This is a genomic window from Mesorhizobium sp. L-2-11 (assembly GCF_016756595.1).
GTDB lineage: Bacteria > Pseudomonadota > Alphaproteobacteria > Rhizobiales > Rhizobiaceae > Mesorhizobium.
This window is the reverse complement of record NZ_AP023257.1, coordinates 3,970,121-3,985,058: the sequence shown is the minus strand read 5'-3', so window position 1 is coordinate 3,985,058 and position 14,938 is coordinate 3,970,121. Positions and strand designations below refer to the sequence as shown.

Annotated in this window: 13 protein-coding genes; 7 read left to right on the top strand and 6 right to left on the bottom strand. The window is 62.6% G+C overall.

Annotated elements, in window-relative coordinates; all coding sequences use genetic code 11:
- Nucleotides 1-66: 66 nt before the first annotated feature.
- Nucleotides 67-1,359, bottom strand: a complete 1,293-nt coding sequence (locus JG739_RS19025; protein ID WP_202362923.1) for an N-acetylmuramoyl-L-alanine amidase — start codon at nt 1,357-1,359, stop codon at nt 67-69.
- Nucleotides 1,360-2,044: 685 nt separating this feature from the next.
- Here JG739_RS19025 and JG739_RS19020 point away from each other — a divergent pair.
- Nucleotides 2,045-5,137, top strand: a complete 3,093-nt coding sequence (locus tag JG739_RS19020; protein ID WP_202362922.1) for a ribonuclease E/G — start codon at nt 2,045-2,047, stop codon at nt 5,135-5,137.
- Between the two features lie 119 nt (nt 5,138-5,256).
- Here JG739_RS19020 and JG739_RS19015 read toward each other — a convergent pair whose 3' ends face one another.
- Nucleotides 5,257-6,186 (bottom strand): glutaminase, encoded by a 930-nt coding sequence (locus JG739_RS19015; protein WP_202362921.1) that lies wholly within the window; start codon nt 6,184-6,186, stop codon nt 5,257-5,259.
- Nucleotides 6,187-6,190: 4 nt separating this feature from the next.
- Nucleotides 6,191-7,339 carry a pyridoxal phosphate-dependent aminotransferase gene (locus JG739_RS19010; protein WP_202362920.1) on the bottom strand — a complete coding sequence of 383 codons (1,149 nt, stop codon included), beginning with the start codon at nt 7,337-7,339 and terminating at the stop codon, nt 6,191-6,193.
- A 221-nt stretch (nt 7,340-7,560) separates the two neighbouring features.
- Here JG739_RS19010 and JG739_RS19005 point away from each other — a divergent pair, with 221 nt between their 5' ends.
- The 6 genes from JG739_RS19005 to aat all read left to right on the top strand — a co-directional run bounded on the left by JG739_RS19005 (nt 7,561) and on the right by aat (nt 12,926).
- The gene (locus JG739_RS19005; protein WP_202362919.1) at nt 7,561-8,955 is read left to right on the top strand and encodes a M48 family metalloprotease; all 1,395 of its coding nucleotides are present in this window, start codon (nt 7,561-7,563) and stop codon (nt 8,953-8,955) included.
- A gap of 102 nt (nt 8,956-9,057) precedes the next feature.
- Nucleotides 9,058-9,861, top strand: a complete 804-nt coding sequence (locus JG739_RS19000; RefSeq protein ID WP_202367527.1) for a DsbA family protein — start codon at nt 9,058-9,060, stop codon at nt 9,859-9,861.
- A gap of 135 nt (nt 9,862-9,996) precedes the next feature.
- Nucleotides 9,997-10,431: a type II 3-dehydroquinate dehydratase gene (aroQ, locus tag JG739_RS18995; RefSeq protein WP_202367526.1), complete on the top strand. Its 435-nt coding sequence runs from the start codon at nt 9,997-9,999 to the stop codon at nt 10,429-10,431.
- A 26-nt stretch (nt 10,432-10,457) separates the two neighbouring features.
- Complete coding sequence (gene accB / locus JG739_RS18990) at nt 10,458-10,916, top strand: acetyl-CoA carboxylase biotin carboxyl carrier protein (RefSeq protein ID WP_202362918.1); 459 nt, start codon at nt 10,458-10,460, stop codon at nt 10,914-10,916.
- Nucleotides 10,917-10,935: 19 nt separating this feature from the next.
- Nucleotides 10,936-12,279: an acetyl-CoA carboxylase biotin carboxylase subunit gene (gene accC / locus JG739_RS18985; RefSeq protein WP_202362917.1), complete on the top strand. Its 1,344-nt coding sequence runs from the start codon at nt 10,936-10,938 to the stop codon at nt 12,277-12,279.
- A 29-nt stretch (nt 12,280-12,308) separates the two neighbouring features.
- On the top strand, nt 12,309-12,926 hold the full coding sequence (gene aat, locus JG739_RS18980) for a leucyl/phenylalanyl-tRNA--protein transferase (RefSeq protein WP_202362916.1): 618 nt from the start codon (nt 12,309-12,311) through the stop codon (nt 12,924-12,926).
- A 24-nt stretch (nt 12,927-12,950) separates the two neighbouring features.
- Here the strand turns inward: aat and JG739_RS18975 are convergent, their stop codons facing one another.
- The 3 genes from JG739_RS18975 to JG739_RS18965 form a co-directional block, all read right to left on the bottom strand.
- Nucleotides 12,951-13,328: a hypothetical protein gene (locus JG739_RS18975; protein WP_244749481.1), complete on the bottom strand. Its 378-nt coding sequence runs from the start codon at nt 13,326-13,328 to the stop codon at nt 12,951-12,953.
- A gap of 218 nt (nt 13,329-13,546) precedes the next feature.
- On the bottom strand, nt 13,547-14,125 hold the full coding sequence (locus JG739_RS18970; protein ID WP_202362915.1) for a DUF2155 domain-containing protein: 579 nt from the start codon (nt 14,123-14,125) through the stop codon (nt 13,547-13,549).
- Between the two features lie 148 nt (nt 14,126-14,273).
- Entirely contained in the window at nt 14,274-14,672 is a 399-nt protein-coding gene (locus JG739_RS18965) for an NADH:ubiquinone oxidoreductase subunit NDUFA12 (protein WP_202362914.1), read from the bottom strand.
- Between the last annotated feature and the right edge of the window lie 266 nt (nt 14,673-14,938).

Genomic DNA, 14,938 nt, shown 5'->3' with positions numbered 1-14,938 from the left:
GGAAATATAAGTGCAAAGTGTTGTCGTCGTGCAACGCTGCCTGTGGTTGTGGGCGGCGCGAGCGCCTCAGCCTCCGGTTCCGGCTCCGGCCTTGGCTGAAGCGAACAGGGCGATCGCATTGGTTATGCTCTGGGCCGCCTTGCTGCGCCAATCGGCGCTGAGCAGTTGTGCCTCGTCCTTGGCATTCGACAGATAGCCGAGTTCGACCAGCACGGAGGGAACATCCGGCGCCTTCAACACCTTGAAGCTGGCCGAACGCTGCGGATTGTTGATGAGGCCGACACTGGTGGAAAGCTGGCCGACCAGCGTTTGGGCAAAGCTCATCGAGAAACTGTGCGTCTCGCGGCGAATCAGGTCGATCAGGATGTCGGTTACTTCCTTGTTGTCGTCCTTGATTTCCATGCCGGCGAATTGGTCGGAAAGGTTTTCACGGTCGGCGAGCGCCTGCGCTTCGGGATCGGAAGCCTTGTCAGAGACGGTGTAGACGGTTGCGCCGCGAAGGCCCTTGACCCTGATCGTATCGGCGTGGATCGAAATGAGCAGATCGGCCTCGTGCTGGCGGGCAATGCGCACGCGGTCGTCCAGCCGCAGGAATTGGTCCGTCTCGCGCGTCATGAACACGTCGTATTTGCCGACTGCAGCGAGTTTGTCCCGCAATTCTTTGGCGAAAGCGAGCGTGACGTTCTTCTCGACGGTGCCGTTCATTCCCTCGGCGCCGCCGTCGATGCCGCCATGGCCTGGATCGATGACGACGGTGAAACGATGGCCTGGATTGGAGACCGGCCCGGTGCCGACCCTGCCACCCTTGTCGGAGGAGACCGTCGAGCCGGTGGTCAACGCCTGATTGGCAAGAGCTGCGTCGAACTCCCGCACAGACGCCGCCGACATGTCGATGGCGATGCGGTAGCCGTTGCCGTCATCGTTCTTGAGCACGTCGAACCTGTCGACGGCGAACGGGCCCTTGCCGGTGAGAATCAGCCGCGACACCGCCTCACCGAGATCGCCGTAGCGTACGCTCCTGACCAGGCCGCGCGCCTTCACATCCTTGGCATTGATGGCGAACCTCGTGTTTGGCAGGTCGATGACCAGACGGTGGGGGCCGCGCAGCAGGAACCATTTGACGTCGGGTTCGCGATCGAAATTCATGACGATGCGAATCTTGGTGGCGTCACCGGCCATTTTGTAGCTCGTCACTGCCAGCGGCGCATCGGCTGCAAAGGAAATCGACGAAAAAACCAGGCAAGCGACAACCAGCAACAGCGTACAAGCTGCGCGGAAATGGGCAGCACGGACGTAGGCGGCGTAGAAAAAACTGCCTCCGGCGCGACCACTCCTGTGCGTGAAGACTGCCAGTGCCATTTCTTCCAGTCGCTCCGATTTGGCGCCAGGCGCCCAATCCTGTTATCGGACAATCTTGTTTGTCGGAGTGTCGTCGTCTTGTCGAAACGCCGGTCAGGCCGCGAACTCGATTAACGGTTGGTATCCAGAGAAGGTTAACCAAGTCTTTTCATGCAACGCTCAAAGCCGTGCTTCCGTTGCGGAACTGCATTTTGCCGGCATCGGAAATCGGGGTTGCCTTCCAACCCGCCAAATCATAAAAGCGATGGTGGATCACTGCAATCCTGGAACCGTCCTTCTCCGCAGCTTCCTGCTACAGGTGAGATGAACGACGGCTCCTTTCGCGTCAGGCGAAAAAGGCAACAGGTGATCGCGACGAATTTCGCAGGTGTGAGCCCGTGGCGGGGGAAGCGCCTGCGTGAGGAAAACGGCCGGGATTGTCCCGCGCCGGCTCTGTACGAGCAAACAAGCTGGTCCGGTTTTCCCGGGCTTTGGTTCAAAAAGGGTCTGCTGGTTACGATGGCTTCAAGCGCAATCATGGAAAGGTCCGCAGCAAACCGCGCCATTATGGCTGCGGGCGGCACCGCCATGGCGCTCAGGCTGCGGCCGGCGGACATTCAATTGCCCGGCACCCATGTTCATCCACAGCGGCGGGCCTTGCCCCGCAAGCTGCGGCCGATGACGGCTGCCGGGGGGAAACGAAATAATGCCCAACAAAATGCTGATAGACGCCTCCCACCCGGAGGAAACACGCGTTGTCGTCGTTCGCGGTAACCGTATTGAAGAATTCGACTTTGAATCCCAGGACAAGAAGCAGCTCAAAGGAAACATCTACCTCGCCCGCGTAACCCGCGTCGAACCCTCGCTCCAGGCAGCCTTTGTCGAATATGGCGGCAACCGTCACGGTTTTCTCGCCTTCAGTGAAATCCATCCCGATTACTACCAGATTCCGGTCGCCGACCGTCAGGCGCTGCTGCGCGCGGAAGCGCAGGAGGCTGAAGACGAGGACGATGAGGACGGCGATGGCGACGATCGCCAGAACCGTGATCGCGGCCGGCGCGGACGCCGCCGCGGCGGCAAGAGCCGCGACCGAGGCGAGCACAAGCGTGATGCAGGTGCGGCCGATTCGGACGATTCTGTCGATTCCAATGACAGCGGGTCCAGCGACAGCGGGTCCAATGATAGCAGCTCCAATGAGGGCGGCGAACACGGCAAGGATGCGGTCGCGCAGAACGTCGATGCCTCAGAAAAAGTCGACACGCCGTCAGCACCTTCGCAACATGGCGAGGATGTCGCCAGTCATAACGAGGCGAGTCATGACGAGACGAGCCGCGACGAGACTGGCCAGGCCGAGACTGGCCACGCCGAGACTGGCCACGCCGAAACTGGCTATGGCGAAACTGGGCCTTCCGAAAGCGGTCCGAATTCCATCGCCGCCAGCATCGAATCGGATGTGATTTCCGAAGCCGTGCCGCAGGCTGATGCCGCCGGCGAAGCCACATCCACCGACAATGATCGCGGCATGCTGGAAGAGGTGCAGTCATCGCATCCGGACGACCATGAGGTCGAATCGGTCGGCGCCGAGGATGCGCTGGAAGAAGCGCGCAACCGCCGCAAGCCGGTGCGCCGCCAGTACAAGATCCAGGAAGTGATCAAGCGCCGGCAGATCCTTCTGGTGCAGGTCGTCAAGGAAGAGCGCGGCAACAAGGGCGCGGCACTCACCACCTACCTGTCGCTTGCCGGCCGCTATTCGGTGCTGATGCCGAACACGGCGCGCGGCGGCGGCATTTCGCGCAAGATCACCAACGCGCAGGACCGCAAGCGGCTGAAGGAGGTCGTCGCCGATCTCGAAGTGCCGCAGGGCATGGGCGTCATCCTGCGCACGGCCGGCGAAAGCCGCACCAAGGCCGAGATCAAGCGCGACTACGAATATCTGATGCGGCTTTGGGAAAACGTCCGCAACCTGACGCTGCAGTCGACGGCCCCTGCCCTCGTCTACGAGGAAGGCAGCCTGATCAAGCGCTCGGTACGCGACCTCTACAACAAGGACATCGACGAGATCCTGGTCTCCGGCGAAGAGGGCTATCGCGAGGCCAAGGACTTCATGCGCATGCTGATGCCGAGCCACGCCAAGGTCGTGCAGCCGTTCCGCGACACCACGCCGATCTTCGTGCGCAACGGTATCGAGGCGCAACTCGACCGCATGCTGCAGCCGCAGGTGACGCTGAAGAGCGGCGGCTACATCATCATCAACCAGACCGAAGCGCTGGTCGCCATCGACGTCAATTCGGGCCGCTCCACCAAGGAGCACTCGATCGAGGACACAGCGCTTCACACCAATCTGGAAGCGGCCGAGGAGGTCGCACGGCAGCTGAGGCTGCGCGATCTCGCCGGCCTGATCGTCATCGACTTCATCGACATGGAGGAGAACCGCAACAACCGCTCTGTCGAGAAGCGGCTGAAGGATCACCTCAAGAACGATCGCGCCCGCATCCAGGTCGGCCGCATCTCGCATTTCGGCCTGATGGAAATGTCGCGCCAGCGCATCCGCGCCAGCGTGCTGGAATCGACGATGAAGCCTTGCCCGCATTGCGGCGGAACCGGCCATGTGCGGTCCGATTCGTCTGTCGCGCTGATGGTGGTGCGGGCGATCGAGGAATTCCTGCTCAAGGATTCGCGCAGCCACATCACGGTGCGGACGCCGGCGGCGACCGCGCTCTATGTGCTCAACCACAAGCGCGGCACGCTGGTGGAGCTCGAAAACCGCTTCGGCCTGACCATCACCGTCGAGGCCGACGACACGGTCGGTGCCCAGCACTATGCGATCTTCCGCGGCGCGCTGGCCGAAAAGCCTGAAGGCTTCGTCGAGGTGCGGACCTTGCCCGCCTATGTCGAGCCGGAAGAGCCCACCGACGAAATCGTCATCGAGGAGGAGGACGACGAGGTCGTTGCACCGGCGGAGCAACCGCGCCAGGCGCAGCAGCCGCAGCAACCAAGGCCCAGCGAGGACGGCGAAGGCCGCGACCGCAAGCGCCGCAAGCGCCGCAGACGGCGCGGTGGCAAGGATCGCGACCGCGAGCACGGCGCCCCCCTGGAAGGTGCATCCCTCTCCACCGCTGCCGATGGCATCTCCGAAGCCGCAAGCAATGAAGGGGCCGAAGCAGATCGCGAGGGCCAGGTCGGCGTCGCCGAGGCGGTGGTAGCGTCCGATGACGGCCAAGGGCTTGATGAAGGTCGGGCGCCTGATGAAGGTCGGGCGCCTGATGAAGGTCGGGAGCAGGACGAAGGTCAGGGCAAGAAGCGCCGGCGCGGCAAGCGCGGCGGCAAGCGCAATCGCCGTGAAGACGGCGAAGGCGAGTTCGATGCAGGCACTGCCGAATCGGCTGACCGTCCCGAAGTCTTGGAGGGCGTAGCCGTCTCCGGCGAACCGGCAGCAGCAACGCCGGTCGAAGCAACGCCGGTCGAAGAGCCTGTGGACCTTGCTCCGGCCAATGACGACATGCCAAGCGCCGAAAAGCCGAAGAAGCCGCGCCGCGCCGCCAAGCCGAAGAAAGCTGCGGCGGATGTCATTGCCGAGACTCCGGTAGCCGAGCCGGAAATTTCTGCCGAGGCTCCCGCACCTGTTTCGGAGGGAACAGCCGCCGTCGACGAACAACCGAAGGTCCGCCCATCGCGACGCAAGCCCGTACCGGTCGATGCTCCGGTTGAGCCGATCGTGTCCTCGACTGTTGCCGAAGAGGAAAAGGCCGAAGAGAAGCCGAAGCGTGCCGGCTGGTGGCAGCGGAAAGGCTTTTTCTAAGCTTTTCGTTAGTTTAGGCTGGTCTTTTGAGCAAAAGAATCCCGCGCTGTCCTGTCGACAGCGCGGGATTTTTTGGGCTGAAGCGACCCAGTCTCTATGGCGATGGCGCCGCCAAATCTTTATGGCGCGAAAACCGACCAGTTCATCATCTTCGCCAGTCTTTCCAGCGCAATCGACCCTAGCCTGGAATTGCCGTTGGCGTTGAGGCCGGGCGACCAGACGGCGAGCGAAGCCACGCCCGGCACGATCGCCAAAATGCCGCCGCCGACGCCGCTCTTGCCCGGGATGCCGACGCGAAAGGCGAAATCGCCTGAGCCGTCATAGTGGCCGCAGGTCAGCATCATCGCGCCGATGCGGCGGGCGCGCTCGGCCGACACCACGGAATGGCCAGTCGCCGGGTTCTTGCCGCCATTGGCGAGGAAGCGGCCGGCCAGAGCAAGCTGCCGGCAGCTCATCGCAATGGCGCAATGGTGAAAATAGACGCCCAGCGCCAGGTCCGGCGCGTGGTTGAGATTGCCAAAGGATTTCATGTAGTTGGCGAGCGCCAAGTTGCGAAAACCGGTGGCTCGTTCCGATGCGGCGACCTCGCGGTCGACGATGATGGTCTCGTCGTCGGCCAGAAACTGGAAGAAGCGCAGGATCTCGCCGATCGCTTCGCGTGGCTGGTGGCCGGCGAGCAGGATGTCGGAAATGACGATGGCGCCGGCATTGATGAACGGATTGCGCGGTATGCCGTTCTCGTGCTCGAGCTGGACGATCGAATTGAACGGGTTGCCCGAAGGCTCGCGCCCGACACGCTGCCACAGCGCGTCGCCGACATTGCCGAGCGCCAATGTCAGCGTGAACACCTTCGAAATGCTCTGGATCGAAAACGGCTCATCGGCGTCGCCCGCCATCAGCACGCGACCGTCATTGGTCACCGCGGCAATGCCGAACTTTTTCGGATCGACCTTGCCGAGCTGCGGAATGTAGGTCGCGACGTCGCCGCGATCCGTGCGCTCGGCCATTTCGGCGGCAATCTCGGTCAAAGCCTGCTCGAGGTCCGGCATCGCGCTACCTCAGCCAGTTTTCGATGCGCATCATCGCCTCGACCATCTCGTCGTGGCTGCCGGCGTAGGAAAAACGCATGGCTCGATGGCCTTGAAGCGGATCGAAATCGCGGCCGGGCGTCGCCGCCACATGCGCCTCGGCCAGCATCTTGCGCGCGAAGGCCATGCTGTCGTTAGTATGCCTGGTGACATCGCAGAAGGCGTAGAACGCCCCGTCCATCGGTGCCGCCAGGGTAAAGCCGAGTTCGGGCAGGCGTTTCATCAAAAGCTGGCGATTGCCCGCGTAGCGCGCCTTCACCGCCTCCAATTCCGCGGTTGCCTTGAATGCCTCGATCGCGGCGATCTGGGACAGTTCCGGCGGTGAGATGTAGAGACTCTGGGCGATGCGCTCGACCGGCCGCACCAATGGTTCCGGCAGCACCATCCAGCCGATGCGCCAACCGGTCATGCAGTAGTATTTCGAGAAGGAATTGATCACCGTCACGTCAGGGCCACAGGCAAGTGCTGTGGTGTCCGGCGCAGCGTAGGCCAGCCGGTGGTAGATCTCGTCGGAGATCACGGAGATGCCGAGCTCTTGTGCCGTCGTCACCAGCGCCGACAGCTCGTCGGCGGGGATAATCGCCCCGGTCGGATTGGCGGGGCTGGCAAACAACACGCCCTTCAGCTCTTTTTCGCGATGCGCAGCCTTCAGATGTTCGGCATGGAGATAAGCATCACCGTCGAGCTCGATCTCGACGATCTCGATGCCGAGCGCGGCCATGATGTTGCGATAGGCAGGATAACCGGGTGCGGCGATGGCGACACGGTCGCCTGGATCGAACATCGCCAGAAATGCCAGGTTGAAGGCGGCCGACGATCCGGTGGTGACGGCGATCCGGCCGGGCGAAACCGCCAGCCCGTAGTGGTCGGCATAGTGCTGGGCGATTGCCTCGCGCAGGCCCGCAAGACCCAATGCGTCGGTGTAGCCGATGCGCCCCATCTTCAATGCGTGCATCGCCGCTTGCCTGACTCCGGCCGGCGCCGGATCGGACGGCTGGCCAACGGCCATGGAAACGACCGGCACGCCCCTGGCCTTCAGCCGATTCGCTTCCGCCAGAACGTCCATGGCGTGGAACGGCTCGACGTCGCCGCGACGCGAAAGCGATACAACCATTTGACCTCATTTCCTTGTTCGCCCTTTGGGTCAGGCCTTTGGATCGGCCCTTTGGGTCGGCCCATTGAGATCGCCCTTAGGCCATCGCTTGCCGGCTGCCGGCGCCGAGCTTTGGCGTCCCGCGCCGCACAAATGCCCGATTGATGTGAGGATCACAAGTTCAGTAAAGTTTCAGTGCCGACTTTTCATCCTTCACCTGCTCGTCTACCAGTGGACCTGCCATGTTGAGCCGACCCAGATCGACGATAGCCAGGGCAGCGCGCGCCTTCGCGACGCTTTCGCTTGCCGCGACGGTCGCTGTGACCAGCACGGTCAGCGCTTTTGCGCAAAATGTGCCGGTGGTGCGCGATGCCGAGATCGAGGCGCTGGTGCGCGCCTATGCGCGGCCGATCTTCAGGGCCGCGGGCCTGCCGGAAGACGGCGTCGACATCGTGCTGGTCAACGACCAGAGTTTCAACGCCTTCGTTGCCGGGTCTCGCCTGTTCATCAACACCGGCGCCCTGATGTCGGCGGAGACGCCCAACGAGATCATCGGCGTCATCGCCCATGAAGCCGGTCACATCGCCGGCGGCCACCAGCAAAAATTGCGCAACCAACTCGAACGCGCCAAGACGATGGCCATCATCGCGACGCTGCTTGGCGCCGGTGCCATGGTTGCCGGCGCCACCAGCAAAAGCCGAGGCCTGGCCGGCGCCGGCATGGGGGTTGCAGCTGGCGGCGGCGAGATGGCGCAGCGCAGTATCCTCGCTTATCAGCGCACCGAAGAGATGACCGCCGACCGCTCGGCGATAACCTATCTCAATGCCACCGGCCAGTCCGGCCTGGGCATGCTGAAGACCTTCGGCCGCTTTCAGAGCGCGCTCTCGCTGTCGGGGGCGCAGGTCGACCCCTATCGGATCAGCCACCCGCTGCCGCGCGAACGCATCGCCAACCTCGAAGTCCTGGTCAAAAAAAGCCCCTATGTCGACAAGGTCGACCCGCCGGCGCTGCAGCAGCGGCACGACATGATGCGCGTCAAAATCGCCGCCTATATGGGAGGTCAGGCCGCAGCATCGCGGCTGATGCGCAAGATGCCGGGCAGCCTCGCCTCGCAATATGGCGCCGCGCAGACGAGCTATCTCTTCGGCGATCTGGCCGGGGCGCTCGCCAAGACCAACGCGCTGATCAAGGTACAGCCGAAGAACCCCTATTTCCAGGAGTTGCGCGGCGATATCCTGATGAAGGCGAACAAACCGAAGGCTGCCGCTGAAGCCTATGCCAAGGCGGTCAGCCTCGACCCGGCGCGATCCGGGCTGCTGCCGGTTTCCTACGGCCAGGCGCTGATGGCCGTCGGCACGCCCGATTTCCTGGAGAAAGCGGTGGTGCAGATCAACAAGGGTCTCGCGCGCGACCGAGAAAACGCCGTCGGTTACCGCCATCTTGCGCAGGCCTATGGCGAGCTTGGCAACATTCCGGCCGCCGACCTTGCGACCGCCGAAGGCCATTTCTATTCCGGCGCCTACAAGGAAGCCAAGATCTTCGCAATGCGCGCGCAGATGAAAATGAAGCGCGGGGAGCCGGGCTGGATCCGCGCGCAGGACATCATAAACTACGCACCATCGGGCAAGAAAAAGTGAACCTTCCGGCCGTGCGCGGCGACAAGTAGTCGGACCAATCGGGTGGTCGGACCAATCGGGTCGGACAACCGGACCGGAAACCAGGCAAGAGGATCAGGGATGATGAACAAGGCAATTCTGCTGGGCACCGCGGGCGTGGCGGTCGCTCTCGCCATGCTGGGCTTCGGGTTCGTGACCGGAAGTCCGCAGACGGCAAAGGCCGATGCCGCGCAGATCGCCCAGGCAGCCTCCGCCGACACCAGGATCGACCGGGCTGAAGTCGAAGGCATCATCCGCGACTATCTCCTGAAGAACCCGGAAGTGCTGCTGGAAGCTCAGGAAGCGCTCGAGGCCAAGCAGAAGGAGGCGCAGCGCGTCGCCAGTCTCGGCGTCATCAAAGATGCCAAGGACCAGATCTTCAACTCGGCCTTCGACGGCGTCGTCGGCAATCCGAACGGCAAGGTCACCATCGTCGAGTTCTACGACTACAATTGCGGCTACTGCAAACGCGCCATGGAGGACATGCAGACGCTGACATCAGCCGATCCGGAGCTGCGCTTCGTGCTCAAGGAGTTCCCGATCCTCGGCCCGGATTCGCAGAAGGCGAGCGTCGTCTCGATGGCCTTCCACCTGATGATGCCGGAGAAATACGGCGAGTTCCACAACGCGCTGCTCGGCGCGCAGGGACGCGCCACCGAAGCAGCGGCCATCAAGGTAGCGCTTTCGCTCGGCGCCAACGAAGCGACGCTGCGCGAGAAAATGAAGGATCCGTCGATAGCCGAGGCCCTCTCCAAGACCTATGATCTTGCCAACAAGCTGGCCATCACCGGAACGCCCTCCTATGTGGTCGGCAATGAGGTGGTGTTCGGTGCGCTCGGTCAGGGAGTGCTGGCGGAGAAGATCGAGGCGGCCAAGGCGGCACTCTGATCGGCTTCGACGAAAGCCATTTTCCGCCTGTTGTGGACAGCGAAAGAACCCACTTGCGCTCTTTTCGCAGGCGTTTAAGCCCATTATAGAGGTCCGGCGCGCCGACTGATGCCGGCGTGGGAAAAGGTCGGCATTTTGAAAACGGTTTTCGTCCTGAACGGTCCCAACCTCAACGCGCTCGGCAAGCGCGAGCCGGGCATCTATGGCGGCAAGACGCTGGCCGCGATCGCCGACGATTGCAAGCAGGCAGGTGCGGCACTTGGGCTCGAGATCGATTTCCGTCAGTCGAACCATGAGGGCGACCTCGTCGACTGGATACAGGAAGCCGCCGACAAGGCTGTCGGCATCGTCATCAATCCGGGCGCCTACAGCCACACCTCTATCGCCCTCCACGACGCCATCCGCTCCGTCGCGCCATTGCCCGTCGCCGAAGTTCATCTTTCCAATATCCATGCGCGGGAAGCATTCCGCCACGTCTCCATGGTCTCGCCGGTCGCCGTCGGCGTGATCTGCGGGTTCGGGCCGCTCGGCTACACACTGGCGCTGCAGGCGCTGGCCGCACGCCTATGACCGGCCAACAAACAGAAGGCTCGAAAATGTCGATAAAGAAGAATGGTGTTGACCAGCAGCTTATCCGCGATCTGGCGGGCATACTGAACGACACCAACCTCACCGAGATCGAGGTCGAGCTGGGCGACTTGAAGGTGCGCGTGTCGCGACAGGCGCCAGCCGTCCATGCGGTCGCCGCACCGCAGCCCGCCTATACACCGCCGGCAGCGCAGCCGGCTGGGGCAGCCGCGCCGGCAGCGGCCGACGTGTCCAAGAACGCAGTGGCCTCGCCCATGGTCGGCACGGCCTACCTGGCGCCATCGCCCGACGCCAAGGCGTTCATCGAAGTCGGCCAACAGGTCAAGGAAGGCCAGACGCTGCTGATCATCGAGGCGATGAAGACGATGAACCAGATCCCCTCGCCGCGTGCCGGAACGGTGACGGCGATCCTGTTCGAGGATGCGCAGCCGGTCGAATATGGCATGCCGCTCGTCGTGATCGAGTAGAGCCGGGAACAGCCGAAAAATGTTCCAAAAGATCCTCATCGCCAATCGCGGCGAAATCGCTCTAAGAGTGCTGCGCGCCTGCAAGGAGCTCGGCATCCAGACGGTGGTGGTGCATTCCACCGCCGACGCCGACGCCATGCATGTGCGGCTCGCCGACGAGAGCGTCTGCATCGGCCCGCCGCCGTCGCGCGACAGCTATCTCAACATCCACCAGATCGTCGCGGCGTGCGAGATCACCGGCGCCGACGCAGTGCATCCGGGCTACGGATTCCTGTCGGAGAATGCCAAATTCGCCGATATCCTCGCCGCTCACAACATCACGTTCATCGGCCCGTCCGGCGATCACATCCGCGTCATGGGCGACAAGATCGAGGCCAAGCGCACCGCAAAGCGCCTTGGCATTCCTGTGGTGCCCGGCTCCGACGGAGCGGTCACCGAGGAAAAGGAAGCCAGACGCATCGCCGCCGAGATCGGCTATCCCGTGATCATCAAGGCGTCGGCCGGCGGCGGCGGACGCGGCATGAAGGTGGCGCGCAGCGAAGCCGATCTTGTGGTCGCACTGCAGACGGCGCGCTCGGAAGCCGGTGCCGCCTTCGGCGACGACGCCGTCTACATCGAAAAATATCTCGAAAAGCCGCGCCACATCGAGGTCCAGGTGTTCGGCGACGGTGCCGGCCGCGGCGTGCATTTCGGCGAACGCGACTGCTCGCTGCAGCGCCGCCACCAGAAAGTCTGGGAAGAGGCGCCCTCGCCGGCGCTCAATGCCGAGGAACGCGCGCATATCGGCGGCGTCTGTGCCAGGGCGATCGCCGATCTCGGCTACTCCGGCGCCGGCACCATCGAATTCCTCTATGAGAACGGCGAGTTCTATTTCATCGAGATGAACACCCGCCTGCAGGTCGAGCATCCGGTGACGGAGGCGATCACCGGCATCGACCTCGTGCACGAGCAGATCCGCGTCGCCTCGGGCGGCGGGCTTTCCGTGCGCCAGGAAGAGATCCGCTTTCAGGGTCACGCCATCGAATGCCGCATCAATGCCGAGGATCCGCGCACCTTCACCCCCTCGCCCGGCACGATCACCCACTTCCACACGCCGGGCGGCCTCGGCATCCGCGTCGATTCCGGCGTCTATTCCGGCTACAAGATCCCGCCTTACTACGACAGTTTGATCGGCAAGCTGATCGTGCACGGCCGCAATCGCGTCGAATGCATGATGCGGCTGCGCCGGGCGCTCGACGAATTCGTCGTCGACGGCATCAAGACGACGCTGCCGCTGTTTCGCGATCTCGTTGGCAATGCCGATATCGCCAATGGCGAGTATGACATCCACTGGCTGGAAAAATATCTGGCCGATGAGGATTAGGACGTGAACTTATAGAATATAATGGTGCGATGACCCGTCCCTACGCGCCAGGCTATCGCATCCCGACCGACCTGTTGCTCAAGGCCTACGCCTCGGGGGTCTTTCCGATGGCCGAAAGCGCCACCGATCCCGAAGTGTTCTGGGTGCGGCCGGAGACGCGCGGCATCATCCCGCTGGATGGTTTTCACACGCCCAAAAGCCTGAGGAAGGCGATCCGGAAAAACCGGTTCGATATCCGTTTTGATTTTGATTTCGAGGCGACCATCGACGGCTGCGCCGAGAGGCGCGAGGAACGCCGGTCGACCTGGATCAATGCGCCAATCCGCGAGGCCTATGTCGAACTCCATCGGATGGGCCATTGCCATTCGGTCGAAGCCTGGCGCGAGGGTCGGCTGGTTGGCGGCCTCTACGGCGTGTCTCTCGGCCGGGTGTTCTTCGGCGAAAGCATGTTCGCCAGGGAAACGGACGCGTCGAAGGTCTGCCTGGTGCATCTGGTCGAACGCCTGAAGCAACGACACTTCGCCTTGCTCGACACGCAGTTCACCACCGAGCACCTCAAACGCTTCGGCGCGGTCGACGTGCCAAGGGGCAAATACGAAAAGATGCTGGCCGACGCGCTGAAGGGCGAGGCGGTCTTCTTCCCATGATCTGCGTCAAAGGTCGGTTTTTGGTCAGCTTTTTGCGGCAGGCTCAAGAGGCGTCTGCGCGTGGAACATCATCTTCCAGCCATTGACGCGATGGACATAGCCGGTGCTGACCAGCGCCGCATAAGGCTCGCCATTCTCGCGCGTGGCATGGGCCTCATAGGTCAGCATGACAATGTCGCTGCCCGGCTCGATGATGCCCTTGAGGTCGATGTCGAGATCGCGCCAGCGATTCGGGTCCGTCGCGGTTTCGGCCAGATCGGCGTTGCTCATCGTTTGCGCCATGTTTGGGAAAGCCACGAGGCATTCGGTGTCGGCGTTGGCTTTGAAATAGGCAGCATCGCCGGTCCAGAACCCTTTTTCGAGTTCGAGAAGCTCGCTTTTATTAGCCATCATAGCCATCATGGGACATCCTCCGTACCGCCAGCCATGCCAACGCACGGACGACTGTGCGGTTCCGGAAGGCTCAGTACGTGATTCCGAACAGGCGATCCCGCACGCCAGGCAGAGTAGTGAATAGTCAGTAGTGAGTAGTGAGTAGTGAGTAGTGAGTAGTGAGTAGTAGCATGCAGAGAAGTTTCGGCCCGTAAAACTCCTTCTTGCTATTCACTATTCACTATTCACTAGTTGGTTTTGGCCGCGTCCGGTGCCGGCACTTCCGACTTCTGCTTGCAGCCCTTCAGCCAGACGTCGTAGACCGCGTGCTCGACGGCGTTGAGGCCGGGGCTTTCGGCAAACATCCAGCCGGTGAAGATGCGGCGGATCTTGCGATCCAGCGTGATCTCGTCGACCTCGACAAAAGAATCGGTCTTTGGCTCTTCGGTTTGCGGCCGCGAATAGCAGATGCGCGGCGTCACCTGCAAAGCGCCGAACTGCACCGTCTCGTCGATATAGACATCGAAGGTGATGATGCGGCCGGTGATCTTGTCGATGCCGGCGAATTCGGCGACGGGATTGGTGATGCGCTGCGGCGCGGCCGGCGCCGCCGGCGCCACAGTTGTATCCGGTTCCACTGCCGCATCCGGTTCCACTGGCGCCTCAAATTCCGTCGGCGCCCCCGGGTCCGCTGGCGCCTCAAATTCCGATGGCGCGCCCGGGTCCACTGGCGCCTCCAACGTCTGTGCGGCGGCGATGCTAAAAGCCGCAAAAGCGGTGGCGGCCAGCGTCAGTCCGCCTATCGAGATTCGGCTGAAAATGCTCATGCAGGGATCCGGTGGTTTGCGCCCGGGGTGATTCTATCGCGCCCAAGGCTAGTCGCTGCTGTCAGATCGACAAGCAACTAAACGCCAATTGTGGCGATAAAGGATCGATCCGGCCCTGACTCGCCAGAGCGAATTTCGAAACAGTCTCTTACGACCCCGGCGTCCAGGCGTCGTAATCGCCGGTCACCTGCGGGCGGTGCTGATTGCTGAGCAGGGAGCCCTTGGGGCGATAGGCCGCGGCACTTCCGGTGAGGTTCGGCTGATGCGGCTTCTGCCAGTCGCGTGGCTTGTAGGTGTCGCTCGTCGGCGGGACATCGACGCGGTGATGCATCCAGCCATGCCAGCCGGGCGGAATCATCGAGGCTTCCGAATAGTCGTGATAGATGACCCAGCGGCGGGTGCGGCCTTCCGAATCGACACCACCCTCGTAGTAGACGTTGCCAGCCTCGTCCTGCCCGACTTTCTTGCCATGCCGCCAGGTGTGGAAGCGCGTGCCCAGCGTCTGGCTGTTCCACCAGGTGAAAAACTGCAGAAGGAAAGTCTTCATCCAAATCCTCGTGGCAAATCCCCGTGGCCCAAACCCTCGTGGCCCAAATCCTCGCGGCGGCAGCGGCGGCGCCTGTTTCCTGCTTATGGCGTCAGGCCGTCGCCAAGGCAAGGGTTTTGCCGAATGAGCCGTGCAAATGGGCGTCGGAAAACCGACGCACCGTGGCAAGCCTTTCGCGTCCTGTCGAGGCATGCCTTGCCAAGGCTGCGCGGTCTTTCTAAAGCTCAGCGCGCCGCATTCAGGTACCCAGCCTGATTGACGGTTGA